This is a genomic window from Halalkalibaculum roseum (assembly GCF_011059145.1).
Taxonomy (GTDB): Bacteria; Bacteroidota; Rhodothermia; order Balneolales; family Balneolaceae; genus Halalkalibaculum; species Halalkalibaculum roseum.
Genome location: NZ_JAALLT010000001.1, coordinates 570,453 through 595,534 on the forward strand (window position 1 = coordinate 570,453; position 25,082 = coordinate 595,534).

The window sequence follows — 25,082 nt, forward strand, 5'->3', positions numbered from 1 at the left end:
AGCCTTTGAAGATTAATTGAAACCTGATATTCCTTAACCTTTATCTTATTCAATAAGGCAGCCACCACAAATAGTGCCACACTAAACCTCCAATGAGTACGAGTGGGAGAAGGTGCTTATTAATTCACACCTCAATAATGATTTTGCGAATAACTTAGAGAGACGCGGTCATTAAAAATGTGAGGTACTGGTTTATCACACTGTCAGGTCTTTACCTATGAACTTGCGATTGGATCTCTTACTTCTTTCTCCTTGTAAGCTTACTATTAACCCTCTTTTTATAGGTTCTGCTGATGGGCAGGGTTGTTCCATTTACGTTCAAATCATTCTTCGAAAACATATCGACCTTTCGGCCATTGACAATGAAAGAGCGGTGAATGCGAAGGAAATGTTCGGGCAGTTTTTTGATGATGTGGCTGATCCGTTCATAGCTTAGAATAGGATCATCAGAATCGGTAACAATTTTTATATAATCACCTACACTTTCAATATAGTCTATGGAATCAAAGGGAATATTAGTCTGCTTGCGGTCGGCACGTACCGTCAAAAAGCCTTTGAGCATTTTGTTTTTTTCAGCTTCCAGTACCTTTGATTTGTCCTGCATTTTGAAGGAACGTTTGACCAGCAGTACAAAGGCCTTTAGGAACACTATGAAATAAAGGATAATGGCGAGTACGAAAATATTGGTTACCACCGGACTCAGGCTTCTGTAATTGAGATCAGCCAGCAGTACGAAAGAGCCTGTGATCACCCACATTTCCAGGTAGGTTGAGATGATAAGCAGGTAGAGGAAATACACGGTAAATCTGATATAACGCTGTTTAAGCAAGAATTTGGGCACCAGGTAGTAGTTGAAGAAATAGGAAGTACCCACCGCTACGGGAAGCAACATGGAAACGAAGTAAAATGAGAGGATATAGCTCTCAAAAACATTGCCGAATAAAACCGTAAGCAGTACGGTAACGGCAAGCCAGAAAATGATATGAGTACGTAATTTGAGCATCAATTTTTCTCAAAAAAACACAAATATACCCTTTAAAGCATACTTTTTCGACAGAATGCAGGTTTAAACCGGGTTTCTACATTGCCTGAAAACCACCTTGTGATATACATTGAGTCATAGTACAATCGCAACTTAATAAAACTATTATGACTGATTTATTTTTCGCCGGCGGACCACTGTTTATGGGCATACTAACGCTACTCTTACTAATTATATGCGCCATAGCAGTATACCAATTTATTCAAATTAGCCGAGGGAATGTAGAACATGAGACTACTTTCAGGCACCGGTTGACTTATATTAAATCGTTGGGACTTTTCTCTTTAGTCTTCGGGATATTTACGCAATTGCTGGGTTTATACCAGGCATTCTCAGCGATAGAGATGGCCGGTGATGTTTCTCCGGCAATATTGATGGGCGGATTGAAAGTATCCATGATTTCCACCATGTATGGGATGATCATCTTCTTGATCTCATATCTGCTTTGGCTGGGTCTAGATTATACCGTCAAGAACAGCACTAGTCAGCAGATTCAGTAAATAGTGGGAGAGTAGTGAAGTGGGTTCAAGTATTATTCACAAGGCAAATCACGGGGTAATGTACCAAGCGAGGACGCTTGGTACAGCCCTTAATCCTTAACCCATTATCCTTATACCTTATACCTCTTTTCCCTTACTCTTCAGGTTTCTCATTCATATTGTATAGAATAAAAGAGTAAATATCGGTCAGCTGTTCGATCTCTTTGCTGGTCGGCGTTCCTGCCCCGTGACCGGCCCGGGTCTCGATTCGGATCAGCACAGGTTCATCTCCTGAATGGTATTCCTGTAAGCGCGCGGCAAACTTAAAAGAGTGTGCCGGTACCACCCGGTCGTCGTGGTCGGCCGTGGTAATCAGTGTGGCGGGATATTCGGTATTAGGTTCCAGGTTATGATAGGGAGAATAATCATACAGGTAATGGAACATCTCTTCCGACTCATCCGCACGCCCGTAATCAGAAGCCCAGGCCGCACCGATAGTGAATTTGTGATAGCGAAGCATATCCATAACCCCTACCTGGGGTATGGCAACGCCGGCCAGATCCGGACGCTGTGTCATCGTGGCACCAACCAGGAGTCCGCCATTAGAACCGCCCATGATCGCCAGTTTGGAGGAACGCGTATAGTCTTGCTGCAAAAGGTATTCTCCGGCCGCTATAAAATCATCAAAGACATTCTGTTTCTGCATCTTGGTGCCCGCTTCATGCCACTCTTCTCCATATTCACCGCCACCACGCAGGTTGGCCATGGCAAAGACACCGCCCAGTTCGAGCCAGGAAATCCAGTCGGTACTGAAAGAAGGAGTCAGACTTATGTTAAAACCACCGTAACCGTAAAGCAGTGTCGGGTGGTTGGCATTGCGCTCCATTCCTTTGCGGTGAACTATGAACATAGGCACTTCGGTGCCGTCTTTGGATTCGTAAAACACCTGTTTGGTCTCGTACCTATCCGGATCAAAAGCTACATTGGGCTGCTTGAACAGCTCCGATTCACCTGATTCAATATGATACCGGAAAACAGTTCTCGGGTAAGTAAACGAATTAAAGGTATAGTAGAGCACCTCATCATCAGCTTCCCCGCTGAAGCCGCTCGCAGAACCGATGGTAGGCAGTTCCACGTCCCTTACATATTCTCCTGAAAGGTTAACCTGCTGTACAGCTGACTTTGCATCTTCCAGGTAATTCAGGAACAGGTAACTACCTGCTGTTGAAGCATTATTAAGGACATTTTCAGACTCAGGTATGAGCGCTTCCCAGTTGGCCGGTTCGGGTGCATCAATGGTTGTCTCAACGATTTGGTAATTGGGAGCTTCCCGATTTGTATAGATAAGTAGTCGATCCCCGTCACTATGAATGACCTGGTGATTGTTTTCAAAATCATCAATAATTTGGATATAATCCGATTCAGGGTTGTCCAGGTCATTGATATAGAGTTCGTTGCCGCTGGTACCCTGGGCTGCTGATAACACCAGGAATCGCTCGTCTTCGGTAAGATAGGCGGAGACAATGCGTCGCCGCACTTCATCCCCGAATACTACCCGGTCGCTGGATTGTAATGTACCCACCTCGTGAAAATAGACCTTATGATTCTGATTGGCAGCGGTAAGAGCTTCTCCCTCCTCCGGTCGCTCGTAACTACTATAATAAAAACCTTCATTGCCTCTCCATGATACACCGGTAAACTTAAGATCGGTCAGCGTGTCGCCTACCATCTCTTTTGTTTCAGTATTCAGTGTGATAGCCTTACGCCAGTCTGAACCTCCATCTGAAATAAGGTAGGTCATCAATGATCCGTCTTTCGAAAAGAAGGTTCCCGCCATGGATATGGTACCATCTTCCGAGAACTCATTGGGATTCAGGAAGACTTCTTCCTTATCACTATCAGGATCCATAGTGCGGTAGTACACGCTCTGATCTTGTAGCCCGTCGTTCTTATAATAATAATAGTAATCGCCGTGCCTGTTTGGTGCGGTGACTCGCTGGTAATCGAATAGCGCTTTTACTCGCTCTTCAACTTGATCGCGGAAGGGGATCTCTTCCAGGTAGGAATAGGTCACTTCATTCTGGGCCTCAACCCATGCTTCCGTTTCGGCACTGTTATCGTCTTCCAGCCAGCGATAAGGGTCGGCTACTTCCGTTCCGAAATAGGTGTCAACAGTATCTACCTTTTTGGTTTCGGGATACTGGATATCGACACCTGAGGGACCCGGTAGCCGGTTGCAGTAAATAAACAGCAGGGAGATCAACAGGAGGGATGAAAGTGTTTTCTTCTTCATAGATATGAGAGGTTTGTTTGACGGCTAAACATTTTCAAAATGTAGTAAAAAAATGGTTGAGATCTATACCGGGTATACGGTGTATCGGCCCGCTACAAACTCTCAGGATGATTCGGTTTCCGATGGGTTTTCTGTACTTGTTTCAATAGGAGGCTTTGGTTTCTGCTTATACCGACTGAGTATCCAGATCAGTAAAATCGCTACCCCGGTCAGGATAAAGAATAGGGAGTCGTAAAAGGTGACTGATTCTCCCATAAGCAGCGGCATGATCATGAGCAGTACTGAAACGATTAGCTCTATGAAACCGTGAACCCGAAATGGAATGATTTTCTTTACTCCAAGGGGAAAATTGGTGAAGAGGGTCAGCATCAGATGAACGGCACCCAGCAGGTAGGAGATGGTTGCCACAGTAGGTGTTAGTGTAAACAGAGACGGTGCCACGAAGAAATAGATTACCGTTAGATAATCAAAGAGACCGTGTGCGAATGGTGGGAGCTTGTTCATAATGAATAAAGCCAACTCTATTGATATTCAACTCAATGGTAGCAAAAGAAGGGATAGGATACAAGGTGGGTTGAGGTATAAGGTATAGGGTATAAGGGATTTGATAAACTTAGTGTTACTTAGTGGTAAAACATAAAGGGTAATATACCCTTAACCCGCTTCCTCCGGCCGCTGGGCAACTACATATACATTCCTGCCCGATCGCTGCTCCTGACTAAGAATCTCAAAACCTGCCTGCTGAAGCTCCTTCACAACGGTTTCCAAAGTCACCCCGTGTGAGCTGCCCGAAGCCCTTCCTCCGGCTTCGGCTTCTCTACCTCTCGGTTCAAAATCAATGACGGCCAGTTTCCCTCCCGGCTTCAACGTCCGGTACAGACTCTTATTCATGGAGGCCGGGTCTGTGATATGGTGATAGACCCTGCGCATGTAAATAGCTTCGCAACACTCTTCAGGCAGGTTAGTGTGGGTGTTGTGAGCTTCCAGCACGTCAATATTATTCATCCCCGAATTTTCAATCTCTTCTCTTAATTCTTCAACTGAATCTTCTCCAAGCTCAGTACTGAAAATATGTCCCTTTTCACCTATATATCGCGCAATTGCAAGGGTTTGTCCCCCGTCACCGGCTCCAATGTCAGCAACATGAGAGCCCTCTTTGATATCCAGAACCTTGATAAGCCAGTTCACATCTGACGAGTAACTCTGGGCACGTGCACATCCGGTTGCGGTGAGGAATATCAACATGATCCACAGACCGTTCACTATGAGTGTGCGGAGGCGGATTGCTGCAATATGTAATGTACTCGTAACCGAATAGTATGGGAACTCAGGCTTTGATGACATCTTAATCAGGGTTTAATAACGGGTATCCGGTATGTAATTTAAGAGTACTTGTGACAACTTCAAATGAAACGAGGTGTAAGTCATATTTAGTATTACTCCCTTTTTCCCGATTTGATAACTTCCAGTATCTCATAGGCAATTTCTTCAATGGGTTTGTTGGTCACTTTGATAACTGTCCAGTCGTCATGTTTGCCAAATATCTGTCTGGCGTGCATTAGCTCCATCCGCACTTTTTCAAAATCAACATAATCTTTTGTGACTCCGCCGAAATGGGTATGTCTGGTTTGCCGGATCCGTACAAGGCTTTTTGGGTCTGTCTGAAGGCCGATGATATTTCCACTCGAAAGAATCGAAGCATCAAAAGGCAGATTCTGACCCGGAATAATAGGTACATTTGCCACCAGCCAACCCTTAAAAGCCAGGTACATACTGATTGGGGTTTTGAATGTTCGGGAAACACCGATCAATACAATCTCAGCTTTGTCAATTTCGTGAATACGGCGGCCGTCGTCATGGCGGAAAGCGAACTCCATAGCCTCTACACGTTGAAAGTAGGCACGATTCAGTTGGTGGAATAGCCCCGGTTCTTCTGATGGCAGGTTTTCAAATTTATCAGTGAGCTGGGCCATTAAAGGGCCCATTAGATCTATGGTTTCCACCGAATGAAGGCGTCCTGAACGGAGAATAAAATCCCTCAGCTTGCGGGATACCACCGTATGAACAATAAAACCGTTGGCTGTTCTGGCTTCTTCAATTACTCCCAGTACTTCTTCCTTAGTGCGCAGCTTTGATCGGACGTTAATCTTCGCCTTTACACGGTCGAACTGGGTCAGCGCCGCCTCCAGTATTTGGGTAGCGGTCCTTCCGGTACCATCCGATATGACAAATATCTCAGGCATGATATTTTCAGAGGTTTTAAAGATGGGTCTCTTGTCAACCCGGTTATCGTCCCTAACACGTCCTGAAGTCTGCGGGTTTATAGAGCCTCATATGCAATTTACAAGACCCCGGCATAACTGCAAAGTTAATGAGGCTAATGGCTGTTTGGTATTAAGACGGCAAATTGTAAGCGTAACGGTTATACCACTGAGAGTCACAGAGAAGCGCGGAGGTGCACTGAGCGTACTATAAGATATTTTACAATTTAATCCTTTACCTGATATAAACATCCTGCATCTTTGAAGAAGGCCTAAAACTTTAGAATATTTGAAAAAGAGGAAATCAGGATACCTGATACGAACAGGTAAGTAGTTACATAGATACTATGATCTCGAAGAGTATAAGAATTTCATCTGCAGTTATTTTATTAGCCTCTCTAGGTTTCATGATAACCGGTTGCGAGGCTAATCTTGATCCTATTGACCGTGGTGCCGGTGTATATGGAATCTATGGGGCACTGGATTTGAACAGTCAAACCAACTATATCCGTGTCAAGGATCTAAATGCCGAGCTTACGGCGGAAGCAACTAATACACTCAATGCTACCGTAACACTGGAAAACCTGGAAACCGGGGAAATAGATACCTTGTCAAGCAATCGCCTTCAGTTTGAAGATATCTACCTGCATAACTTTGTAGTGAATCAACCGGTAAGTCCGGATACACCCTACTCGGTTACGGCAAAGCGTTCCGATGGGGCACAGACTTCCATTGAAACACTGACGCCAACACAACCGGTGCCAGTTGCCGGGCCTCAAAACCAGGCTTGCAACACACCCGTCACGGTGTCTTTTGAACCTACTAACGGGGGTACCATTGTGATCAGATTAGGGATACCCTTTGAAAGTGTTCTGGGTCCGATTTACTGGGCTACCCCGCAGGAATTACGGGAAGATACCAACGCCGAAGGTCGAATTACCTATACTTTTACACCACAAATACAGGTGAGTCTTATACCGGGCAGTGTGACCAACGGACAAGATCTGGACTGCACGGATCTGGATGATGACGATTTTTTGATCAGTTATGCCCACTACAGCAGGGACTTCTACGAGAAAATTGAAAACGATCCCTTTGATATCCGGGCAAGTACACAGCGGTTTGGGTCGTACTATCGCGATACGCTAGCTGTTGCTGTCGATATCTCCCAATGAGATACAAAAGTAGTTGAAGCATCAAAATGTAGATAATCAACCTGTAGGATTGTTTGAGTAACGATTAACGAGTGATGAGAAAAGAGTAACGAGTGATAAGTAACGAGTGATTAGTGATTTCCAGAACAGAGTAACCACTAAAAACAATTTCATTTTAATGAACCTGCTTCTTAAGAATATTTCCATTGTAGTCTTACTGTCACTTCTGTTGCTGGGTATTTATTCGGGGAAAGTCTACGCCCAGCAGCAAACGACCTTGTTGCGGGCCGTGGTCAATGCGGCTGAAGATGGAAATCCGCTACCCGGGGCTAATGTGGTGCTGATTGATGAAGAAACAGAGGAAGTCCGCTACTACTGCGTCACCGACTCGGACGGGCTCTGTGAGATCCGCAATATCCGGCCCGGTACAAATTATCTGCTCAGGGTAACCTTTGTGGGCTATAAAGCCTACCGGGAATCTGTCAGTTTTGAAGCCGGAGAGCGGAAAATCGAGCAAATTAGCTTGGAAACGGCCGTGACAGAGATTGAAGAGGTGCGCGTGGAAGAACGCCGCTACATTACCACGGGTGAGGCCGGGGTGCGTCGAATCGATGATGTGGATATTGCGCGAATTCCCAGTCCCGGGGTAGGTGGAGACCTGGCTTCATACCTGCAAACCGAACCCGGGGTGATTACCGCCGGAGACCGGGGCGGTAACCTATTTATCCGGGGCGGCACGCCCGAGCAGAACCTGGTGCTGGTCGACAACATGCCGGTTTTCAAACCTTTTCATATATCGAACCTGTATTCAGCCTTTCCGGATGAGATCATTCAGAACGTAAACATGTTTGCCGGCGGCTTCGGGTCAGAGTATACCGGTGCTACCTCGGCAGTTATTGATGTGAATCTGAGACCGGGCAACAAGGTGGAGTCTAGATACGGGGTCGAGGCGAGTCCCTACCTGATGGGTCTGCAGCTGGAAGGGCCGACCAAGAAAAACCGGCAGTCGTATATGCTACTGGGACGATTTTCAACCATAGAGCAGTTTGGACCCACACTAACGGGCGAGGATATTCCGGTGCAGTTCTATGATATCATGGGACGCTACTCCATACAGGAGAGCAATGTAAGCTGCAACTTTACTGCTTTGCGAACGCAGGATAAGGGACAGATAGTCCCGCTTCGCAATATTGATCACTCCTGGTCCAATACGGTATTCGGCGGTCGTTGTGTAGGTTTCGATGAGGAGTTTAATTATCCGGTGGAGGCCACGTTGGGCTACTCTCATTTTAATAATTCGGAAGGAGCGCCCGATCGTACTGAACGCAATTCATCACTGGGCCAGATATTCATGAATATCGATATGCAGCAGCGGCTATTCGGAATGGCCGTCGATTATGGGTTAGGACTCAATTTCCGCTTCTACAACACTGAGCTCGCCGAGCGGTTTACCTCGTTGCAATCCTTCGCCCGCAAGGTGGCAATCGTGAAACTCTACAGCTCTTTTGACTGGAGTCCGAATTCCTATTTCTCCCTTCAGCCAGGTCTGGCAACCCAGATGAGCACTGATCTCCAAATCACTTTTGAGCCTCGTATTCGCATGGCATGGCGACCTGACGGAACCGACCGGCAGGAAATCAGTCTGGCGGCAGGTCAATACGCCCAACTGATGTCCGGCATCTCCGACGAACGGGATGTAGGTACGGTTTTTACGGTTTTAAAACCGATTGAACAGAATGACCCCTACCCAAGTGCTCTGCATGGCATTCTGGGCTATCAGCGGCGTTTTGGCAGTAATTTTAGCGCCAACCTGGAAGGATTTGTGAAAAAACATGAAAATATTTCCGTTTCAAAATGGGACCCGGAGGTAGGTATTGAAATTGAGACTGCCTTGGCCGACGGGCTGGCTTACGGCTTTGACCTCAGCTTTCAGTTTAATGGTGATCGCTTTTTTGGGTCAGTGGGCTACGGCTGGTCAAAAGTGGAGTATGAGGCAGTATCAGGGGACCTGGGCGCCTGGATCGAGGAGTCAATTTTTGAGTACAATCCGCCCCATGATCAGCGTCACAAGCTAAACACAGTATTCAGTTATGAGATCGGCAAATTTACTGCCAATGCTCGATGGGAATTCGGTACCGGAAGGCCCTATACCCAGATTTTTGGCTTTGATGTATCGGTGCAGGTGCCCCGGGAGGATCCATCAGTAGATCCCGGGACGGCGCGTACGTTGTTCAGCCATCCGTATGGGGAGCGCTTGCCTTATTATCATCGACTGGATCTTTCAGTAAGTCGTGCCTTCGAGATTGGCTCCGGTTGGAAGCTCGATACCCAGCTGGGAGCGATCAATACCTATGACCGCAATAATGTGTTTAGTTTTGATTTTAATACCATTCAGAGGGTGGATCAGACGCCATTGTTGCCGTATCTCTCTTTTAAGTTGGGTAAATAAGTGTTTAAAATTTACCACTAAGTATCTAAGTGTTTCTTAGTGGTATAAATCAATTGGCTCAAACATTTCTATCACTATTCAACCGAAAAGCCACCAGGGTGATATCGTCATTCTGCTTGGCATCACCACGCCACTCATCCCCGGCTGCAAACAGGCTCTCCACGATTTCATTCACCGGTTTTTCGGTGTTCTCCATGAACCGTTCCTTAAGCCGGTCGATGCCAAAACTTTCCCGGTCCTGATTAAACAGTTCAGCCAATCCATCGGTCATCAGCAGTACGGTGTCACCCGGATTCAGTTTTACTTCTTCAGTCTCATAAGGGAAGGTCTCAACAGCGCCCAACGGCATACCCTTGATCTTAATTTCTTCAACAGTATCGGTCTCCTGACGGTAGATGAGAAGAGGAGGGATCCCAGCAGAGGAAACCTCCAGCCTGTCGCCGTCAATTTTAACCAGCATAAGCGCCATGAAAAGGTTCTTCAACTTCATCTGCCTGATAGTCCGTGAGCAGTGATTCAGAAATTCACGAATATTCATTTTGTTGATATGGGAGAGGAACAGGCTTTTCATGATGGAAACCATCATGCCGGCTTTCATGCCGTGATTTGTGGCATCGCCGATCACGACCGTAATCTTGTTGTCTCCATTCGTTTCATAATCGTAGTAGTCGCCGCCAACTTCGGTTGCCGGGTGCATCTCAAAGCAGAATTCGTAATGGCCCAGGTCAGACTTGCATTCCGGGAGCATGGAGAGCTGCACCTCACGTGCTTCTTCCAGTTCCTTAGCTTTGCGCCGGTCTTCTGCCTCAAGAACTTTTTGGGTGATCTCCATCTCTTTTGCTTCACGTTCCTGTTCGAGGATGGTTTTGTTGGCACGGGCAAAATCACGGGCCAGGTAAATAGAAGCACAGATAATGAGCAGGGCAAAACCGAAGGGATACCCGTTCTTTATTCCGTACCAAGCATCATAAAGACCTAGATCCATCAGCAGGTCGTAGAGGGAGAAAAGAAAAAGCAGGATAAATCCAGCAGCAAAGATCCAGGCATCGTCTTTTCTCTGCCGTATGGCCTCAATCAGAATCCGGATGGCCTCTCCAATAATCAGCAACAGGGGAGCCTGTACGAGGACGAAGTTATCCATCGGTTCCATGACGGCAAGCGAACCTGTAATGGCTAATCCGGCAACCAGCACCCAGAAATAGTTGGGAATTTTGAAATCGAAGGCATAGTAAAAAAAGAGCACAGCGAATATGGGATTGTAAGGCATCACAGCCCTGTGCCACCTCAGGTAATAGAGATGTTGGTCGGCGGAGGTCAGCATAGCCTGGTAATCGAAAAAGATATTCAGTGCATACAGAAAAAGGAAGATGGAGAAGAATAGATTGCTCTTAGTCCGTCTGTTGTACAAATAGAGAATTAGGTGAAGGATGCCGAAGGAGAGCGCCAGGGTACTGAAAAAAATTTGAAGGTAGAGGGTCATAAGTGATGTTGGTCTTTGGCGCTATCTTTGATAATGCTACGATATGCAAAGAAACAAAGTTTCTGACTAAAATAGAACTGCGTGTTATACCACTAGGTATCTTAGTGTACTAAGTGGTAAAATCAGATAGGTTTCTATCTAAACATAACTACTCTCATAATTAAGCTTAATCAACATAATAGTAAATATCTATTCAGATAATCATCCAACTCATTCAACGATTTATTATGTTTATAATGATAAATTTCAAATCGTAAAAATGGACTAGTATGGATACAGAAAAGAGTCACGCTTCTACAAATGGAAGTAAAACAAATGGCGCAAGTAAGTGCCCTTTTCATAGTGGGGCTACAACACAGAAGACCGATGGCGGTACCCAGATCAGCGACTGGTGGCCGGATAAACTGAACCTGGATATTTTAAGACAACACTCACCGCTCTCTAACCCTATGGGTGATGATTTTGATTATGCGGAAGAGTTCAAAAAGCTGGACTTGAAAGCCGTCAAGCAGGATATTTACGATGTAATGGAGGATTCCAAAGACTGGTGGCCGGCAGACTGGGGCCACTACGGTGGACTTTTCATCCGTATGTCCTGGCACGCTGCAGGGACCTATCGTGTGGCTGATGGTCGCGGCGGTGCCTCCGGTGGTCAGCAGCGTTTTGCACCTTTGAATAGCTGGCCGGACAATGCCAATCTCGATAAGGCACGTCGTCTATTATGGCCTGTTAAGAAAAAGTATGGTCGTAAACTTTCCTGGGCTGACCTGCTTGTTTTGGCCGGTAACTGTGCTTATGAATCCGTGGGTCTGGAGACCTTTGGTTTTGCCGGCGGTAGAGATGATGACTGGGAGCCCGACAAGTCTGCGAACTGGGGTCCCGAATCAGAATGGGTTGGCGATGAGCGCCATGATGAAGAGGGAAATCTAATAGGGCCGCTTGCTGCCGACCACATGGGTCTTATCTATGTAAATCCTGAAGGTCCTAATGGGGACCCGAATCCTGAAAAATCTGCAAAATACATTCGTCAATCATTTAAGCGTATGGCTATGAACGACGAAGAAACCGTAGCGCTTATTGCCGGCGGTCATACGATCGGTAAAACGCACGGCGCAGGTCCGGTAGAACACAAAGGTCCCGAACCTGAAGCTGCTGCCATGGAAGAGCAGGGTTTTGGTTGGACCAGCGATTATGGTACCGGTAAAGGAGGAGACACCATTACCGACGGAGAAGAAGGGGCATGGACTAGTAACCCAACTCAGTGGGATATGGGCTTCTTTGAAAACCTCTTTGAATATGAATGGGAACTGACCAAAAGTCCCGGCGGTTCCTATCAGTGGCAGCCAAAAGACGGAGCAGGAGATAATACGGTACCCGATGCCCATGATCCGAACAAGAAGAATCCCCCAATGATGCTTACAACGGATCTTGCACTGAAAGTAGATCCCGATTACCGCAAAATTTCCAAGCGATTCTACGAAAATCCGGATGAGTTCGCTGATGCTTTTGCCAGAGCATGGTTTAAACTCTTGCACCGTGACATGGGACCGAAGGCACGATACCTCGGACCGGAAGTTCCGGAAGAAGATCTGATCTGGCAAGACCCAATACCTGCAGCCGATTACGATTTGATTGGAGATGCAGAGATTGCCGAACTTAAGCAGCAGCTTCTAAGTTCTGATCTCTCAGTTTCTGATCTGGCTTGGGCTGCCTGGGCTTCTGCTTCAACATACCGCGACAGCGACAAGCGTGGAGGAGCCAATGGCGGTCGTATTCGTCTGGAACCCCAGACAAAGTGGGAAGCCAACGAACCGGAAAAGCTCGAAAGAGTGCTGGGTGTGTTAGAAGGAATTCGTGAGGATTTCAATAGTTCACGTTCCGATAATGTCCGTGTATCCCTGGCTGACCTGATTGTATTGGGTGGCGCAGCAGCTGTAGAAAAAGCTGCCAAGGATGCCGGATATGATATTGACGTACCTTTCACACCGGGTCGAACAGATGCATCTGCTGAACAAACGGATGCTGAGTCCTTTCAGTGGCTCGAACCCAAAGCTGACGGCTTCCGTAACTATCTTGGTAACGGATATGCCGGCTGCCTGGAAGAGCTTCTGATAGATAAAGCCAACCTGTTAACGCTGACGCCACCGGAACTGACTGTTCTTGTTGGTGGTATGCGAGCACTGGGTGCGAATTATGAAGGCTCAGATCTTGGTGTCCTGACTGATAGTCCGGAGACACTGACTAATGACTTCTTTGTTAATTTGCTGGATCTGAACATCGAATGGAAGAAGTCCGATTCCGAAGGTATCTACGAAGGACGTGATCGCAATTCCGGTGACGTTAAGTGGAAAGGAAGTCGTGCCGACTTGGTATTCGGTTCAAACTCTGAGCTTCGTGCGCTCGCTGAAGTCTATGCTTCAGAAGACGCCGAAGAGAAGTTCGTAAACGACTTCGTTCAAGCCTGGACTAAGGTGATGAACCTGGATCGTTTCGATCAGAAGTAAGTAATATAACTGCCAGGGGCTACTTTTTGGAGGTACTCGCTGAAGCAGTAATATTTGAATGAGACACTAAGGCAGTTCCGATACTATCGGGACTGCCTTTTTTATTGCCCCGTGGGACGGGTTGCCATCTCGGCTGCACCCCTGCTTCCGGTGCGCTGCTCCGGAAGCAATATGGAGGGGAATTAAACAATTATTTATTCCCTGCTCTTAATACTAATACTGTTGTTACTTTTGACCGGCCAAAAGTAACCCTGCCATAGGCATCCCTATGAGAAAAGCCGCCGGGGGTATTGAGATATTGTTCTGGAAATAGTTGGCAGGAATAAGGTGCTCTTCCACATTCGTTGCTACTAACTTGGCTTTCCCGCAATACCCCCGGACCGCGGTTGTTGTCATCCCGATCCGCCGGCTGGCGGAAGGGATCTCATCCGCTAGGTGAGGGAAAAAGGTAAAAGAACTTACTCATAATCCGGTACGTTTTTGCCCAGGATAAAATCTCTACGCCCTACCCATATGCCGTCTTCCTTCTCAAGGCTTACCACACCGCTGCTTCCACCACGGGGCGACTCAGGATTTCTCTGCTCCCTTCCAAGCAGCGGATCATCCTCGAAAAAGTAGCTGCCCAGCCAGTAGTATTTTCCGTTAGGTTCAAGAATGAGGGGATGGATATGAGCCGGGTTCCGGCTGTAGGATCCCGGCCGAAAAGTATAAAACGTATACCTCCCATCGGCTCCCGTTTTCACCCAGCCGTGGATATAACCGTATTGCCGCTCCCATCCTTTTTCGTCTCCCCGTTTGGGATATTTTCCCTCCCGATTGGTGTGGTGAACGAATAAAATGACGTCTTTTGCCGGCGTTACACCGTCGTTCTCGTAGATAGTGCCCGTTACTTTAATCTTTGGTTCATTCTCTGCGAATCCGGGAAGCGTATCCACTGCCGTCAAGTTCCTGTTGCCATAGTCAAGTACAGCCTCACACCCTTCACAGGGTCCGCCGACGAGTGTGGCATTCTGTAGATCTGTTTGTTGTGCGATTCCCGTAAAAGGAAAGGTTGTCAAAATTACCAACATCAAAATAATTCGGAAGTGTTGCATGGGATTCTCCTTGGGGTTTCGGTTAGTGGTTTGAATGCATTTCATTACTAACCTAAAAATTGATCCCACATGAAAAGTGGCGAATAGTATGAGCTGAGTCATTTATACCACAAGATGAGTAAGCTTTATCAGAGAAACAGGCCCTTCAGCGCTTTTGAGTAGTTCCGGCTGAGTCTAAGAACACTACCATCTTTCATTATAACATCATAGTCACCGTTTCCACGTGATTTTAGCTCACTTATATGATCGATATTGACAATGGTTGATTTGTGTATACGCTTGAAGTTGTCAGGTAGCCTATTGATGATATCTTTTAGGCTGTCTAGTATCACGTGTTTTTTGGATTCGGTATGAATATCGAGATAGGCGCCGTCGGACCCAATCCACCGGATATCTGTAACTTCCACCAGTACCGTTCTCCGACCATTTTTTACGGTGAGGGTTGAAGAGTAGGTTTGTTGTCCGGACTTCTGGTCCTGTTCGGATCTCCTGTTCTTAAACATCACGTAAAGCACGGATAGCATGAAGTAAATAGACAGAGCCATGTAAAGCCGGGTGGATAGTTTTTCATATATGAGGAACACTAGCGTTAGCGGTTCTTCATGGATAAGGTTTGAGATTCCGAAAAGTATTACTGAAAAAACAGTTAAATGAATTATTGTGGAAGCCGATACAATGAGAAAGCCGGTAATATATAAGAGCGGTCCCGACACCAAATTTTCTGCCTTTTTGTAACCATAAATAAGAACAAGGGAAAAGGGAATAAACAGCAGCCAAAAGAGCTTATAGGATAATGACTCACCTATCATAAAAGCGTTGCCATTAAGCATGGTGCTGAGATAATCCTGACCCAGCTCAAGGAGTGCTATGAACAACCAGAAGGCGCAAAATCCAAGGAACAACCTTTTCTGACCTTTATTGAATGGGCTCTGAAAAGTAATGCCACCCGAAGGATATGTGAAGGTGGAACTCATCGTAAGTAGGTTTTTTGCAGCCTCAATTTATATACGCAGGTAACACATATTTAGTTACCAACTTACAACATTTTAAGTATACCTGGGAAACAGCTTAGAATTCTGCCAGAGTCAATTATTCCAATAGCATAAATGCCGGGATCTTTATCTGTCGTTCCAAATAGGAATACCGATACTTACTTTCCTGGTTCTCTTTTCCATATTTATTATTCCATCATATCCGGAGAAGCTGTTAAAATCCTGGGTATATTTTATCTCAATCCAGGGCCTGAAATTTCTAAAATTAAATATTTTACCGGCACCGATCGACCACCCTGGTACATAAGTATCAGAAGCCGAGGCAAATCCGTCACCCATATATCCGGAATAGCCGTTGATGACAACAGGTACCATTGCATCACGGCTGTCAGCTTTGATGTCCAGTTTAACACCTGTTTTAGCATAAAAGTTAAAGGGCAGAAGTGCACTCACATTCAGCGGCAGAGAAAGGTAAGTAACCTGGCTGTCTCCCACATCTCTTAGACCAAATCGTATTCGGGAGAACGTCAGACCGGTAGATAGTTCTATATTTCTTGCGATCTGCTTTTCGGCTAAAACTCCAATTTCCCAACCGAACTGGGGATCTCTGACAGTATTTCTGTCATCCGAGAAAATAATAGACTCGTTAACCGTAGCGGTTGCCGTGAAGGAATCCAAGATCTGAGCCTGAACGGCAGTTGCTAACAGGCAGTTTAGCAATAGAAAACATAGCACTTGTTTGACTCCCATAATATTTTGATGAATTTCAAAAGACATCTTTCTTCAGTGGAAAATTTCTCTCTATACATTCTAAAAAAGCTGATCTAATTTTCAGTTAAAGTCAAGTTTGTACTCTGGGGATGTTGCCCGGAAGTGGTGCTTTTCATTCTGTGCTCCATGATATATAAGGTAATATATCTCTGCATCCCAGACACTACTCAGGAAGGGTTAGTGTGAACTATACTCCAATCCCTGCTTCCGGCGCTCTGCTCCGGAAGTAAAGTAGGGCACCGGCATTCCGCAGCAGAGCGGCGGAATCAGGATTTAGTGCTAATTGGGGAATAGGATACCGCACTCTCGATTTAACTACGTAGGACGGGTTGCTAACCCGTCCGGCACCACTTTAATGACTTGGGAGAGTTTCCATCTACTTCGCAATAATTTGATGTTGTACTTCAATTAAGCAGACAAAAACAGCCGGCCTCCATGTAAAAAATATTTTATATAATGTAACATTCATTTTACATCCTCGTATGGTTCTTAAGACACAGAAAGAACATATAACTAACGAGGAGAAACGATTATGTCTAGAAAAGAAATTTACGCGTGGTGTTCTTTGGGGATCACCCTGTCGATACTGGGATACTATACCATAACGGTGTTCGGCTTGCCGGTCGGGATTGAAGCTTACGAGGAGCAGATCACCGGTATTCTATGGAAAGTGCTGGCCTTCGCCTTTTTGATAGAACTGGGGCTGGACCTCTTGAATTCTACATTACTGGGCGGTGTTGCGAAAGACGAGCGGGATATGCTGATTGAATCCAAGGCTTTTCGAAATGCCTATTATTTTCTCATAGTAGCCATTATATCGGTAGTTATGAATGTATTTATCAGTGATTTCCTGAGCACGGCATCAGGGGAGTCCGTTCTGCTGTCGATGCCGTTTATGACGCTTCACGTTCTGGTTATCGTACTTTTTACGGCTATCCTGATTAAGGCGGCCACCCAAATTTTCTACTACCAGCGTGGAGTATAACATGGACGATTACCGCATTGAGAATAATATTCGGGTGCTCAGGTTTCAAAACGGGGAGATGACCCAGGATGAATTGGCTCAAAAGGCAGGGGTGACTCGGCAGACTATCAATGCCATTGAAGCGGCGAAGTATTCCCCGACTCTGGAATTGGCATTTCGAATAGCCAAAGTATTCGATGAACCGCTGGAAAATGTATTTCAGTATCGAAAGAAATCTTGAATGAAAATCTAAGATATTTGTAAGACATTTCCGGTCTCTTTCCCTTGTTGTCGATAAGAGCCTATTGATGTATACTGATAAGGCACCTGAATCTAAAACAAGAAGCCGCAGCTTCTCAAACTCATCCATTGTTTACATGAACTCTATCCATAAGAGAATCAAAACGAAATCTTCATCCCGCTCGCTGATCTCATTTCTTATTCCACTGTTGGCACTATTTCTCGCAATTGGCTGCCAGCCTATGGAGCGTGGAGATTCAGGAATGCAGGCAGTTGCTGTTGATACCACTGCCATTATTGCTTCCATCGACAGTCTTCGCAACAGTTACCAAAGCGCCGTTAACAGCGGGAATATGGAAAATCTATCCAATTTGGTTACACAAGATGTTCTGATGGTACAGCCGGGTACTTCTGATTGGGATGCAATGCGCGCGAATGCCCAGGGACCATTCCCGGCGGGAGCAACAATCAGTATTACCCCGAAAGAAATACAGGTCATTTCCAATGACTGGGTCTTTGAGATGGGCACCTCCGTTATTACCTATACTGCCGCAGATTCTGATAGTCCCACCACCCTGAGGGATACCTACCTGATTATCCTCAAGCGAACAGACGACGGCTGGAAAGTACACCGCGAAGTGGCCAGCGGTATGATACCGGATATAATGGCGAGTGAGTAGAGCCTTGCTTTTAATTTAAGGAAGAGTATTGTTCCGGTTCAAATATAAGGGATACCAACTAACCATAGGTCTCAAAAAGATTATGGTATCTTACCCTTCCTTTAGGAATTTTTTTAGTGAAGGGGAGCACCAGAAAATATTTATCAGGAACACCTTCGTAAATAAGATCATCCAGGTGTTCAAAACCAAAACGTTTATAAAAGCCGGGTTCACCGACCAATACGCATCCATTGGCTTCACGTTTTCGTAATTCAGAGAGTCCATATTCAATTAACCTGGATCCAATTCCCTGTTGCTGAAAATCGGGGTCCACCGATACGGGGGCAAGACCGTACCAGGAATCGAATTCCCCACCGATGGTTACTTTGCTGAAGGCTATATGTCCCACAATTTCACCATCCAATTCGGCAACCAACGATAGGGAGAGGGCTTTGTCAGCTCTCAGTTCATCGACCAATAGATGCTCTTTGTGACTGCCATGCGGGTGATCTTTAAAAGCAGCTTCAATAATCTGACTGATATGTTTTATATCTTCTTTATGTTCTGGACGGATGTGTATACTAGAGTTCATTTCCAACGTCCTTCAGCTTCGCGATTGGGTCCGCTTATCAGGAGTGGTTGGTTCATTGGGTCCGAAACAGAAATTGCATAGATGTCCAAATCTTTCCCGTCTGTATCCGGAATTATCTTAGTAAAAATAATCCATTCTCCATCCGGAGACCAGTGCGGGTAGTAGTTTTGTTCCCCGCTCAGCAGTATCTCCGGGTTGTTTCCCTCTGCATCTGCCAAGACAACCTCTGTATAGTCCCCATAGTCGCTGGTATAAATGATTCTGGACCCATCGGGCGAATACTCTGCTCCACCTGAGTATAGCGTGTCATCGGTTACCTGCCTTAGAAAACTCCCTTCGTTATCTGCTTCATAAATATTTGCCCCAATTTCTCCGGTTTTTCTGGTATATAAAAACTTCGTCCCCCCAGGATGCCATGAGGCGCCTGCTGAGGTATTCAAAGATTCTTGGATTAGACGACGCTGGCCTGTACCGTCTCTATTCATGATGTAAATATGCGGGGTCCTCTCTTCATCTCCCTCTTCTAAACGCCAGGAGGTGAAACTAATTTGATTGCCGTCAGGACTAAAAGAAGGCAAATAATCATGATCCGTATTATCGGTTAGCTGAATTGGGTCTGTCCCGTCTTTGTTCATCAGCCAGATATCAAGATTCCCGCTGCGGGAACTTTGGAATAGGATTTTTTTACCATCCGGGGACCAGCTGGGCCAGTTATCTCCCGCCTCAATGTTCGTCAAATTTATCCAGGTGGTATCCATACCATGCTTGAGATAGATCTCTGAATTTCCATCTCTGTTCGACATAAAAAGAATCGAGGCTTCTTGGGGTGACCAATCTGATCTTCCGCAAGATAGGATTGCCAAAAGAGCGAGATAGGTGAATAACTTCAGGCATTTGAAAACCATTTGATTTCCCTATTATTGAAATAGTGACACTTCACTTTATTTAAAAAGTTACTGGACGCTTAGGGTGAATATACGTCTATTATGGTATTTGAGGTACAAAAAAAGACAAATACTTCTTTCGAAGCCACAAACAGGGTATCAGGTGAGACGTGTTATTTAAAAGTTCAGGGTTAAACTTCTCCTGCACTTAAGGTTGGATTTCTTGAATGTCAATCAGATCCACTTTTCGATTGAGTCTTTGTTTATAAGCGATCAGTTTCTGTTTAGGCATTACAGGTAACCTAATGCCTTCATACTCGATAATTTGAGATTGCTCAAAATGGATGACTTCTTTAATCCATGATTGTGACAGGGAATCGAAATATTTGGTATTGCCGGCATCTCCTATCTCAATCAGTTGATCATTAAAGCTCAGTTTCATAAAAACCAGATCCCAGTATTTGTCTTGATGATGGGCAGGTCCAAAAGTTAAATAATCTTCCAACTCACGTTCCAGTTTATCCATGCCTTCAGTTGGCACATAGATATCGATATCATGCAAAGGACGAGTAGAACCATAACATTTTGCAGCTAATCCGCCGACAACCTGATAGGGAATATCCAATCGATTAAGAATACTTGTAATCCATTCCAAGGCTATATAAACGTTTGATATTTCACTCATGGATTTCCACTACATTCCGTGACCTTGCAAGTTATGTGGTTACTGTAACTTGCTAATCGAGATATTCATATTTCATTGAAAAAGCCCTACGCACTAAGTCCATAGGCTCAGAATTTGCCTGAAATAATATGATTTTACTGAAATGACAACAAACAGAGTAGAAGTAATAAAATATTTATTGGGTTGGACTTCAGATTAGTATTGGGCTTGTGCTATTTCAGGCTTTCATTAATCCATATCCGCCGACCGGCACAGTTTCAATTTGTTCCCCAAAGTCTTCGATAAAAGGTCGGCCTTTACCGAGGGCTGCTTGTACCGACGGAAGAGAAAGTGAGGCTTGATGGCTTTTTTTACTATCCCAGACTTCTGTAATCCAGATAGTATTATCATTCATTGCATCCTTGCATATGATATAGCTAAGGCATCCTGGCATATTATCCGTACCATCTAAAATGATCCTAATCAATTCATCTCTTTTTTCTGATTGAACAATAATTTTTCCTATTAATCCATACATATTAGTATTCGTTTTATGAGTGCTCATTAACTTTTCAGGGGCAGAACTAAAACCGGCTGTCAACGTAATAATCATTAATCTTTTCACGCCTATTTAGCGATAGCTTTATTACAGCATAACATTTCATCTGCAGATCACACCGGATGAGGATAATTTGCAAAAAAGTATCAATAAAAATACTTGCGAGAGTTATTTATGCACTTCCGTATAATTTTCAATTAATGTTGCGACACTATCATCAAACGGAAACACCAAAGTACATTTGGACCATTAAAATGGCATCCATATAGGCATGGGCAAATACCAGTACCCACAGATTTCTGTTTAAAACAATGTAGGAAATGCCCAGGGCCAAACCCATAAAACCGGTTTGAACGATGCCCATGAGTCCCCAATCAAAATGTACCAATCCAAAAACTATTGAACTCAATACTACAGCTATTCTTACCCAAACTTTACGGTTACCCCCGATTTCAGAAATGCGTGTAATTAAGAAGCCACGGTAGATAACCTCTTCGCCGAATGACGATGCAATAAAAACTGCTAATAAAGCAATTATTAGCATGGGTATATTATCCTGAATATAGTTGTATCCACTCAAATCGGCATTTTCAGGAATTCCCAAAATCATGCCCATTATGATAGATCCCATAATAAAACCAAGTACGGCAGCAATGAATACTACAAAGGAAAATAATACCGACTTTACATTGATATTACTTGATGCTAATCCTAAGTCTTTCCATTTGTGATCTCGTAATCTGAGGCCTAACCAAATTATGCATATCATGAGCAGATTGGCTATCCAGATTATGGACTGCCGAATTAGTGGATTGTCACCGGCAAAAAAATGAGCAAGGATTGCTATTGAAATGGCTGGTAAGAAGACAGCACAAATCTCCAATATTTTGGCACTCTTAGATTCATGTAGCAAACTTCCGAGGTAGCTCATTTTTACATTTTTGTAATCATTTAATAATCTCATCACGTTAAATAATGAGTTATTAAATACGCACTTATTGGGGTGAAGTTACACTACCCCTGACATGAGTGGAATAATCATCATGCAAACCAGTTCGGTTGAGTTCAAAAATATATTCCCGAAGATATATGAGATGAGTTATAGTAAAGTATTCCTTCGAGTTCATTTTATCCATCTATCTTAGTCCCATCCATCTGATAATTGGTCTTAGGTAGGAGGTATAATGTGGAATTACCAATCTAATTCAGAACTTACTCTTTCAGATCAATAACTATTCCATTCGTTAGCGCAGGTAGCGTTTTAGATTCCAGTTTAAAGACAGCATGCGGAGTGCCTGCTGCCGCCCAGATTTCATTAAACTCAAGAAGATCTTCATCAATAAATGTTTGAATAGAGGATTTATGTCCTATGGGGGAAACACCACCTATTGGAAATCCCGTATGCTCTTTTACGTAATCCGCATTTGCAATTTCTATTGCTTCATCCAAATGTGAAGCAATCTTTTTTACATCCGCACGATTCGAGCCGCTGACAATGGCGAGAACAGGATTTTTTGATTGAGAAGACCTAAAAATGATTGACTTGGCAATTTGAGGGACACTGCAACCTATGGCTTTGGCTGCATCTTGAGCAGACCGGGTGGAATCAGGTAATTCCTGAACTTTAAATTCAAATCCATGCTCATTCAAAGCGTCTTGAACCCGTTGCGCATTCTTGCTGAGTTTATCTTTCATGGTCTTTTATGTAGAAATGAAATTGGCGATAAAAGTCTTTGATGGTATCATGTATCTGCGCATAAGATGCACAGGGTTAAAGTCTCTTTGATAGTGTAACAATTTATTGATAGGCGGACAATAGTTGGCAAAACCTGCCATCCATATAAGATTGGTAACATTTATCGAATAGAGCCTCGATTGTTTCTAAAAAACGCTTCCAAATCCCAGTTTTTAATTTCCTCTAAAGAATCAATTCTCCAATTATTGCATACAAATGTACCGCTTAACAAGGTATCACTGTCAAAATAACCGAATGGTTCAGGTAGCTGAATGTTGTATCTGCCATAAACATCAGATGCAATGGAGTAATCAAACTTAGAAATGCGAAGCTGGTACTTTGAAATATTTGAGTACTTAAAGTCACTATTATCGTACGCTTTTTCTAATGACTTATAGAAGAGCTGGGCTTTCTCAATGGTGCTGTCTTTTAGATGAAAAGTCAGGAATCTGAACTGTGCTTTTTTGGGCCAGCCAGCTAGCCCCATAAAAATTCTCCCACCTGTAGATCCCTCTTTCAATTCAGCTATTGTGGGTATGGTTGACCTGATCTGTATCTTTATGGTATTCTCTTCAGCATTTTTATCACAATTAGTTATTGCAAGAATTTCTTCTGTCATTGATCCATTGGAAATGCTAAGCACATCTATAGAATCTCTGTTAGTAAGTGTTGTATCCGATATGAAATTAGACTGGAAATCACCGGTACTATGAACAGCAGGACCGGTTTGAACTTCATTCAATGATTCTATTTGTGTCTGATTTTTATCAGACTGACAAGCTATTAGGAGAGGTATAAAGATTATATGGATGAGTCTTTTGTGCATCTTCAGCAATTGAATATCCTTGTCATAATAATCAGAGATCTCCAATCACATCAACGTGAAGAGCAACCATAAACCAATCAGTCCGGAAAAACCAAGCATAGCTATGCTCAGAGCTTTGTGAAATGTTTTCTGGACGAGTCCACTGAAGAAAAGCATAAAGGCCGCTCCGGTGAAGGCAAGCTGAATCCAGGTGACAAGCTGTGCGTTTTGGAGAAAGGAGGGAAAGATATTCAGGAAACGTTCAACCCTTGCAGCTTGACCTCCCATAGTTGTCTCAGCAACGTAAATCCACCATGCAATTAATGCCACGGGAATAGCTAGACAGGCCACGCCTGTAAAGAATCGCTTCCATGGGGACTGCGTTATTGATACATCAGACTCGGTTTTCATAAGGGCCTCTCTCGTATTGATTACCTTAGATTATCACGAATAAGCAAGCTTGCAATAATTTTAGGCGAAAGCAAAAAGTTATCGGGAGTCTATGATGCCTGATTTAGTGATGAAGGTAACCGTAATCGATCAAAAATGTCCGTCCTCAGAAATAACAGGGCCATGCCGGGTATGATCATATACCATGAAAAAGATATCAGTGCAAAGTAGCCTTCCAAAGCTACGGTTTGATTTGGGACCAGGAGAACTACTCCATTTGGGCCGTTTGAAAAAATGCTATTGTGAATCCAGTTCCATCCAATATGTAGTCCAAATGGCAGAATGATGGATTGCGTCTTTACATAGGCTTTGGCAAAAACATATCCCATAAAGCCGGTTGAAAGAAATACCAGGGCCATTCCCATTGTATTGCCTAGTACCCCATAGCTAAACCAGTGCCAAACCCCAAAAGCTGCAGCAGAAAGAATGATTCCTTTTTGCTGGGTCGTGTATTTAATTAATGCATACAACAGTACACCCCGAAACAGTAATTCTTCGAAGAGCACTGAACTGACATCAAAAGCAATAGCTTGTAAAAAAGTGCTGATCGTGATCTCTTCAGATAGAGTCCAGCTAATTCCACTTAGATGAGATAGTAATAGCTGTGATATGATGCATAGCAGACCCATGAGAAGAAAGCCAAGTATAAACTCCTTAAACCGTTGAACAACCGGTGTGAACCATGAGCGAAAGATATTTCTTTTTTCAAGGAGATAGATGGATAGCCAACTAAAAACAATGAATATTATAACCAGCAAAAGCAAGAATGGCATAGATGATATACGAGATGATTAGTATTACTATAAGTTTTGGCATACCTACGTCCGGGAACGTTTTATGTTGCAGGTTTTTGCCCGGAAGCTCTATGAAGACCAGGTACATGAGTTGCGTGCCGGTTCAGGCTGATCTACAGTAAATAGTGTACTTAAAATTAAGAGACTGAAATAATGGGGAAGGATAAGTCGAAATAGGATACCGTATCCATATTTTCATCTCGCCGGAAGACATTAT

General features: G+C 44.3%; 26 protein-coding genes. 7 read left to right on the forward strand and 19 right to left on the reverse strand.

The genetic code is table 11. The features are described 5' to 3' along the window. Window positions 1-238: 238 nt before the first annotated feature. A complete protein-coding gene (locus tag G3570_RS02295) occupies window positions 239-1,003 on the reverse strand; it encodes a LytR/AlgR family response regulator transcription factor (RefSeq protein WP_165138755.1) in 765 nt (254 codons plus the stop codon). A gap of 146 nt (window positions 1,004-1,149) precedes the next feature. On the opposite strand from G3570_RS02295, the gene G3570_RS02300 reads away from it, so the two are divergent. Continuing rightward, entirely contained in the window at window positions 1,150-1,542 is a 393-nt protein-coding gene (locus tag G3570_RS02300; protein ID WP_165138757.1) for a MotA/TolQ/ExbB proton channel family protein, read from the forward strand. Between the two features lie 133 nt (window positions 1,543-1,675). Here the strand turns inward: G3570_RS02300 and G3570_RS02305 are convergent, their stop codons facing one another. From G3570_RS02305 to G3570_RS02320, 4 genes are all read right to left on the reverse strand, one after another. Continuing rightward, complete coding sequence (locus G3570_RS02305; protein WP_165138759.1) at window positions 1,676-3,814, reverse strand: prolyl oligopeptidase family serine peptidase; 2,139 nt, start codon at window positions 3,812-3,814, stop codon at window positions 1,676-1,678. 102 nt (window positions 3,815-3,916) lie between these two features. Next, the gene (locus tag G3570_RS02310) at window positions 3,917-4,318 is read right to left on the reverse strand and encodes a hypothetical protein (RefSeq protein ID WP_165138761.1); all 402 of its coding nucleotides are present in this window, start codon (window positions 4,316-4,318) and stop codon (window positions 3,917-3,919) included. A gap of 150 nt (window positions 4,319-4,468) precedes the next feature. After that, a complete protein-coding gene (locus G3570_RS02315; RefSeq protein ID WP_165138763.1) occupies window positions 4,469-5,158 on the reverse strand; it encodes a class I SAM-dependent methyltransferase in 690 nt (229 codons plus the stop codon). Between the two features lie 92 nt (window positions 5,159-5,250). Continuing rightward, on the reverse strand, window positions 5,251-6,057 hold the full coding sequence (locus G3570_RS02320; RefSeq protein ID WP_165138765.1) for a pyruvate, water dikinase regulatory protein: 807 nt from the start codon (window positions 6,055-6,057) through the stop codon (window positions 5,251-5,253). A 425-nt stretch (window positions 6,058-6,482) separates the two neighbouring features. On the opposite strand from G3570_RS02320, the gene G3570_RS02325 reads away from it, so the two are divergent. Then, window positions 6,483-7,250, forward strand: a complete 768-nt coding sequence (locus tag G3570_RS02325) for a hypothetical protein (protein ID WP_165138767.1) — start codon at window positions 6,483-6,485, stop codon at window positions 7,248-7,250. Between the two features lie 157 nt (window positions 7,251-7,407). Continuing rightward, on the forward strand, window positions 7,408-9,678 hold the full coding sequence (locus tag G3570_RS02330; RefSeq protein ID WP_165138769.1) for a TonB-dependent receptor: 2,271 nt from the start codon (window positions 7,408-7,410) through the stop codon (window positions 9,676-9,678). A gap of 58 nt (window positions 9,679-9,736) precedes the next feature. On the opposite strand, the gene G3570_RS02335 is transcribed toward G3570_RS02330, so the two are convergent. Beyond that, a complete protein-coding gene (locus tag G3570_RS02335) occupies window positions 9,737-11,158 on the reverse strand; it encodes a PP2C family protein-serine/threonine phosphatase (RefSeq protein ID WP_165138771.1) in 1,422 nt (473 codons plus the stop codon). A gap of 269 nt (window positions 11,159-11,427) precedes the next feature. Between G3570_RS02335 and katG the strand changes: the two genes are divergently transcribed. Continuing rightward, window positions 11,428-13,662 (forward strand): catalase/peroxidase HPI, encoded by a 2,235-nt coding sequence (gene katG, locus G3570_RS02340; RefSeq protein ID WP_165138773.1) that lies wholly within the window; start codon window positions 11,428-11,430, stop codon window positions 13,660-13,662. A 225-nt stretch (window positions 13,663-13,887) separates the two neighbouring features. On the opposite strand, the gene G3570_RS02345 is transcribed toward katG, so the two are convergent. The 4 genes from G3570_RS02345 to G3570_RS02360 all read right to left on the reverse strand — a co-directional run bounded on the left by G3570_RS02345 (window position 13,888) and on the right by G3570_RS02360 (window position 16,498). Beyond that, a complete protein-coding gene (locus tag G3570_RS02345) occupies window positions 13,888-14,058 on the reverse strand; it encodes a hypothetical protein (RefSeq protein WP_165138775.1) in 171 nt (56 codons plus the stop codon). Between the two features lie 62 nt (window positions 14,059-14,120). Continuing rightward, window positions 14,121-14,801, reverse strand: coding sequence for a peptidase associated/transthyretin-like domain-containing protein (locus G3570_RS02350; protein ID WP_249066598.1), 681 nt, complete (start codon window positions 14,799-14,801; stop codon window positions 14,121-14,123). An 83-nt stretch (window positions 14,802-14,884) separates the two neighbouring features. Then, on the reverse strand, window positions 14,885-15,730 hold the full coding sequence (locus tag G3570_RS02355) for a LytR/AlgR family response regulator transcription factor (protein WP_165138777.1): 846 nt from the start codon (window positions 15,728-15,730) through the stop codon (window positions 14,885-14,887). A 144-nt stretch (window positions 15,731-15,874) separates the two neighbouring features. Continuing rightward, complete coding sequence (locus G3570_RS02360; protein ID WP_165138779.1) at window positions 15,875-16,498, reverse strand: hypothetical protein; 624 nt, start codon at window positions 16,496-16,498, stop codon at window positions 15,875-15,877. Window positions 16,499-17,051: 553 nt separating this feature from the next. On the opposite strand from G3570_RS02360, the gene G3570_RS02365 reads away from it, so the two are divergent. The 3 genes from G3570_RS02365 (at window position 17,052) to G3570_RS02375 (ending at window position 18,403) form a co-directional block, all read left to right on the forward strand. Beyond that, window positions 17,052-17,504, forward strand: coding sequence for a hypothetical protein (locus G3570_RS02365; protein ID WP_165138781.1), 453 nt, complete (start codon window positions 17,052-17,054; stop codon window positions 17,502-17,504). A gap of 1 nt (window position 17,505) precedes the next feature. Then, window positions 17,506-17,724, forward strand: a complete 219-nt coding sequence (locus G3570_RS02370; protein WP_165138783.1) for a helix-turn-helix transcriptional regulator — start codon at window positions 17,506-17,508, stop codon at window positions 17,722-17,724. A 67-nt stretch (window positions 17,725-17,791) separates the two neighbouring features. Continuing rightward, window positions 17,792-18,403 carry a YybH family protein gene (locus tag G3570_RS02375; protein ID WP_249066600.1) on the forward strand — a complete coding sequence of 204 codons (612 nt, stop codon included), beginning with the start codon at window positions 17,792-17,794 and terminating at the stop codon, window positions 18,401-18,403. 58 nt (window positions 18,404-18,461) lie between these two features. On the opposite strand, the gene G3570_RS02380 is transcribed toward G3570_RS02375, so the two are convergent. From G3570_RS02380 to G3570_RS02420, 9 genes are all read right to left on the reverse strand, one after another. After that, window positions 18,462-18,974, reverse strand: coding sequence for a GNAT family N-acetyltransferase (locus G3570_RS02380; protein WP_165138787.1), 513 nt, complete (start codon window positions 18,972-18,974; stop codon window positions 18,462-18,464). Next, window positions 18,971-19,777 carry a TolB family protein gene (locus tag G3570_RS02385; RefSeq protein ID WP_165138789.1) on the reverse strand — a complete coding sequence of 269 codons (807 nt, stop codon included), beginning with the start codon at window positions 19,775-19,777 and terminating at the stop codon, window positions 18,971-18,973. The genes G3570_RS02380 and G3570_RS02385 overlap by 4 nt, the downstream gene beginning before the upstream one ends. 289 nt (window positions 19,778-20,066) lie before the next feature. Beyond that, on the reverse strand, window positions 20,067-20,543 hold the full coding sequence (locus tag G3570_RS02390; RefSeq protein WP_165138791.1) for a nucleotidyltransferase family protein: 477 nt from the start codon (window positions 20,541-20,543) through the stop codon (window positions 20,067-20,069). Between the two features lie 217 nt (window positions 20,544-20,760). Next, window positions 20,761-21,135, reverse strand: coding sequence for a putative quinol monooxygenase (locus G3570_RS02395; protein ID WP_249066603.1), 375 nt, complete (start codon window positions 21,133-21,135; stop codon window positions 20,761-20,763). Between the two features lie 163 nt (window positions 21,136-21,298). Beyond that, a complete protein-coding gene (locus G3570_RS16335; RefSeq protein ID WP_249066604.1) occupies window positions 21,299-21,712 on the reverse strand; it encodes a CPBP family intramembrane glutamic endopeptidase in 414 nt (137 codons plus the stop codon). Window positions 21,713-22,293: 581 nt separating this feature from the next. Beyond that, on the reverse strand, window positions 22,294-22,776 hold the full coding sequence (locus G3570_RS02405) for a YbaK/EbsC family protein (protein ID WP_165138795.1): 483 nt from the start codon (window positions 22,774-22,776) through the stop codon (window positions 22,294-22,296). Window positions 22,777-22,937: 161 nt separating this feature from the next. Further along, window positions 22,938-23,558 (reverse strand): hypothetical protein, encoded by a 621-nt coding sequence (locus G3570_RS02410; protein WP_165138797.1) that lies wholly within the window; start codon window positions 23,556-23,558, stop codon window positions 22,938-22,940. Window positions 23,559-23,687: 129 nt separating this feature from the next. Then, window positions 23,688-24,032 (reverse strand): hypothetical protein, encoded by a 345-nt coding sequence (locus tag G3570_RS02415; protein ID WP_165138799.1) that lies wholly within the window; start codon window positions 24,030-24,032, stop codon window positions 23,688-23,690. Between the two features lie 89 nt (window positions 24,033-24,121). Then, the gene (locus G3570_RS02420) at window positions 24,122-24,844 is read right to left on the reverse strand and encodes a CPBP family intramembrane glutamic endopeptidase (protein WP_165138801.1); all 723 of its coding nucleotides are present in this window, start codon (window positions 24,842-24,844) and stop codon (window positions 24,122-24,124) included. Window positions 24,845-25,082: the final 238 nt, after the last annotated feature.

Bases quoted from the DNA above. Each gene is read 5' to 3' on its own strand.
- G3570_RS02295 (WP_165138755.1), bottom strand. From the start codon at position 1,003: ATGCTCAAATTACGTACTCATATCATTTTCTGGCTTGCCGTTACCGTA.
- G3570_RS02300 (WP_165138757.1), top strand. From the start codon at position 1,150: ATGACTGATTTATTTTTCGCCGGCGGACCACTGTTTATGGGCATACTA.
- G3570_RS02305 (WP_165138759.1), bottom strand. From the start codon at position 3,814: ATGAAGAAGAAAACACTTTCATCCCTCCTGTTGATCTCCCTGCTGTTT.
- G3570_RS02310 (WP_165138761.1), bottom strand. From the start codon at position 4,318: ATGAACAAGCTCCCACCATTCGCACACGGTCTCTTTGATTATCTAACG.
- G3570_RS02315 (WP_165138763.1), bottom strand. From the start codon at position 5,158: ATGTCATCAAAGCCTGAGTTCCCATACTATTCGGTTACGAGTACATTA.
- G3570_RS02320 (WP_165138765.1), bottom strand. From the start codon at position 6,057: ATGCCTGAGATATTTGTCATATCGGATGGTACCGGAAGGACCGCTACC.
- G3570_RS02325 (WP_165138767.1), top strand. From the start codon at position 6,483: ATGATAACCGGTTGCGAGGCTAATCTTGATCCTATTGACCGTGGTGCC.
- G3570_RS02330 (WP_165138769.1), top strand. From the start codon at position 7,408: ATGAACCTGCTTCTTAAGAATATTTCCATTGTAGTCTTACTGTCACTT.
- G3570_RS02335 (WP_165138771.1), bottom strand. From the start codon at position 11,158: ATGACCCTCTACCTTCAAATTTTTTTCAGTACCCTGGCGCTCTCCTTC.
- katG (WP_165138773.1), top strand. From the start codon at position 11,428: ATGGATACAGAAAAGAGTCACGCTTCTACAAATGGAAGTAAAACAAAT.
- G3570_RS02345 (WP_165138775.1), bottom strand. From the start codon at position 14,058: ATGACAACAACCGCGGTCCGGGGGTATTGCGGGAAAGCCAAGTTAGTA.
- G3570_RS02350 (WP_249066598.1), bottom strand. From the start codon at position 14,801: ATGAAATGCATTCAAACCACTAACCGAAACCCCAAGGAGAATCCCATG.
- G3570_RS02355 (WP_165138777.1), bottom strand. From the start codon at position 15,730: ATGAGTTCCACCTTCACATATCCTTCGGGTGGCATTACTTTTCAGAGC.
- G3570_RS02360 (WP_165138779.1), bottom strand. From the start codon at position 16,498: ATGGGAGTCAAACAAGTGCTATGTTTTCTATTGCTAAACTGCCTGTTA.
- G3570_RS02365 (WP_165138781.1), top strand. From the start codon at position 17,052: ATGTCTAGAAAAGAAATTTACGCGTGGTGTTCTTTGGGGATCACCCTG.
- G3570_RS02370 (WP_165138783.1), top strand. From the start codon at position 17,506: ATGGACGATTACCGCATTGAGAATAATATTCGGGTGCTCAGGTTTCAA.
- G3570_RS02375 (WP_249066600.1), top strand. From the start codon at position 17,792: ATGTATACTGATAAGGCACCTGAATCTAAAACAAGAAGCCGCAGCTTC.
- G3570_RS02380 (WP_165138787.1), bottom strand. From the start codon at position 18,974: ATGAACTCTAGTATACACATCCGTCCAGAACATAAAGAAGATATAAAA.
- G3570_RS02385 (WP_165138789.1), bottom strand. From the start codon at position 19,777: ATGTCGAACAGAGATGGAAATTCAGAGATCTATCTCAAGCATGGTATG.
- G3570_RS02390 (WP_165138791.1), bottom strand. From the start codon at position 20,543: ATGAGTGAAATATCAAACGTTTATATAGCCTTGGAATGGATTACAAGT.
- G3570_RS02395 (WP_249066603.1), bottom strand. From the start codon at position 21,135: ATGATTATTACGTTGACAGCCGGTTTTAGTTCTGCCCCTGAAAAGTTA.
- G3570_RS16335 (WP_249066604.1), bottom strand. From the start codon at position 21,712: ATGGGATCTATCATAATGGGCATGATTTTGGGAATTCCTGAAAATGCC.
- G3570_RS02405 (WP_165138795.1), bottom strand. From the start codon at position 22,776: ATGAAAGATAAACTCAGCAAGAATGCGCAACGGGTTCAAGACGCTTTG.
- G3570_RS02415 (WP_165138799.1), bottom strand. From the start codon at position 24,032: ATGAAAACCGAGTCTGATGTATCAATAACGCAGTCCCCATGGAAGCGA.
- G3570_RS02420 (WP_165138801.1), bottom strand. From the start codon at position 24,844: ATGCCATTCTTGCTTTTGCTGGTTATAATATTCATTGTTTTTAGTTGG.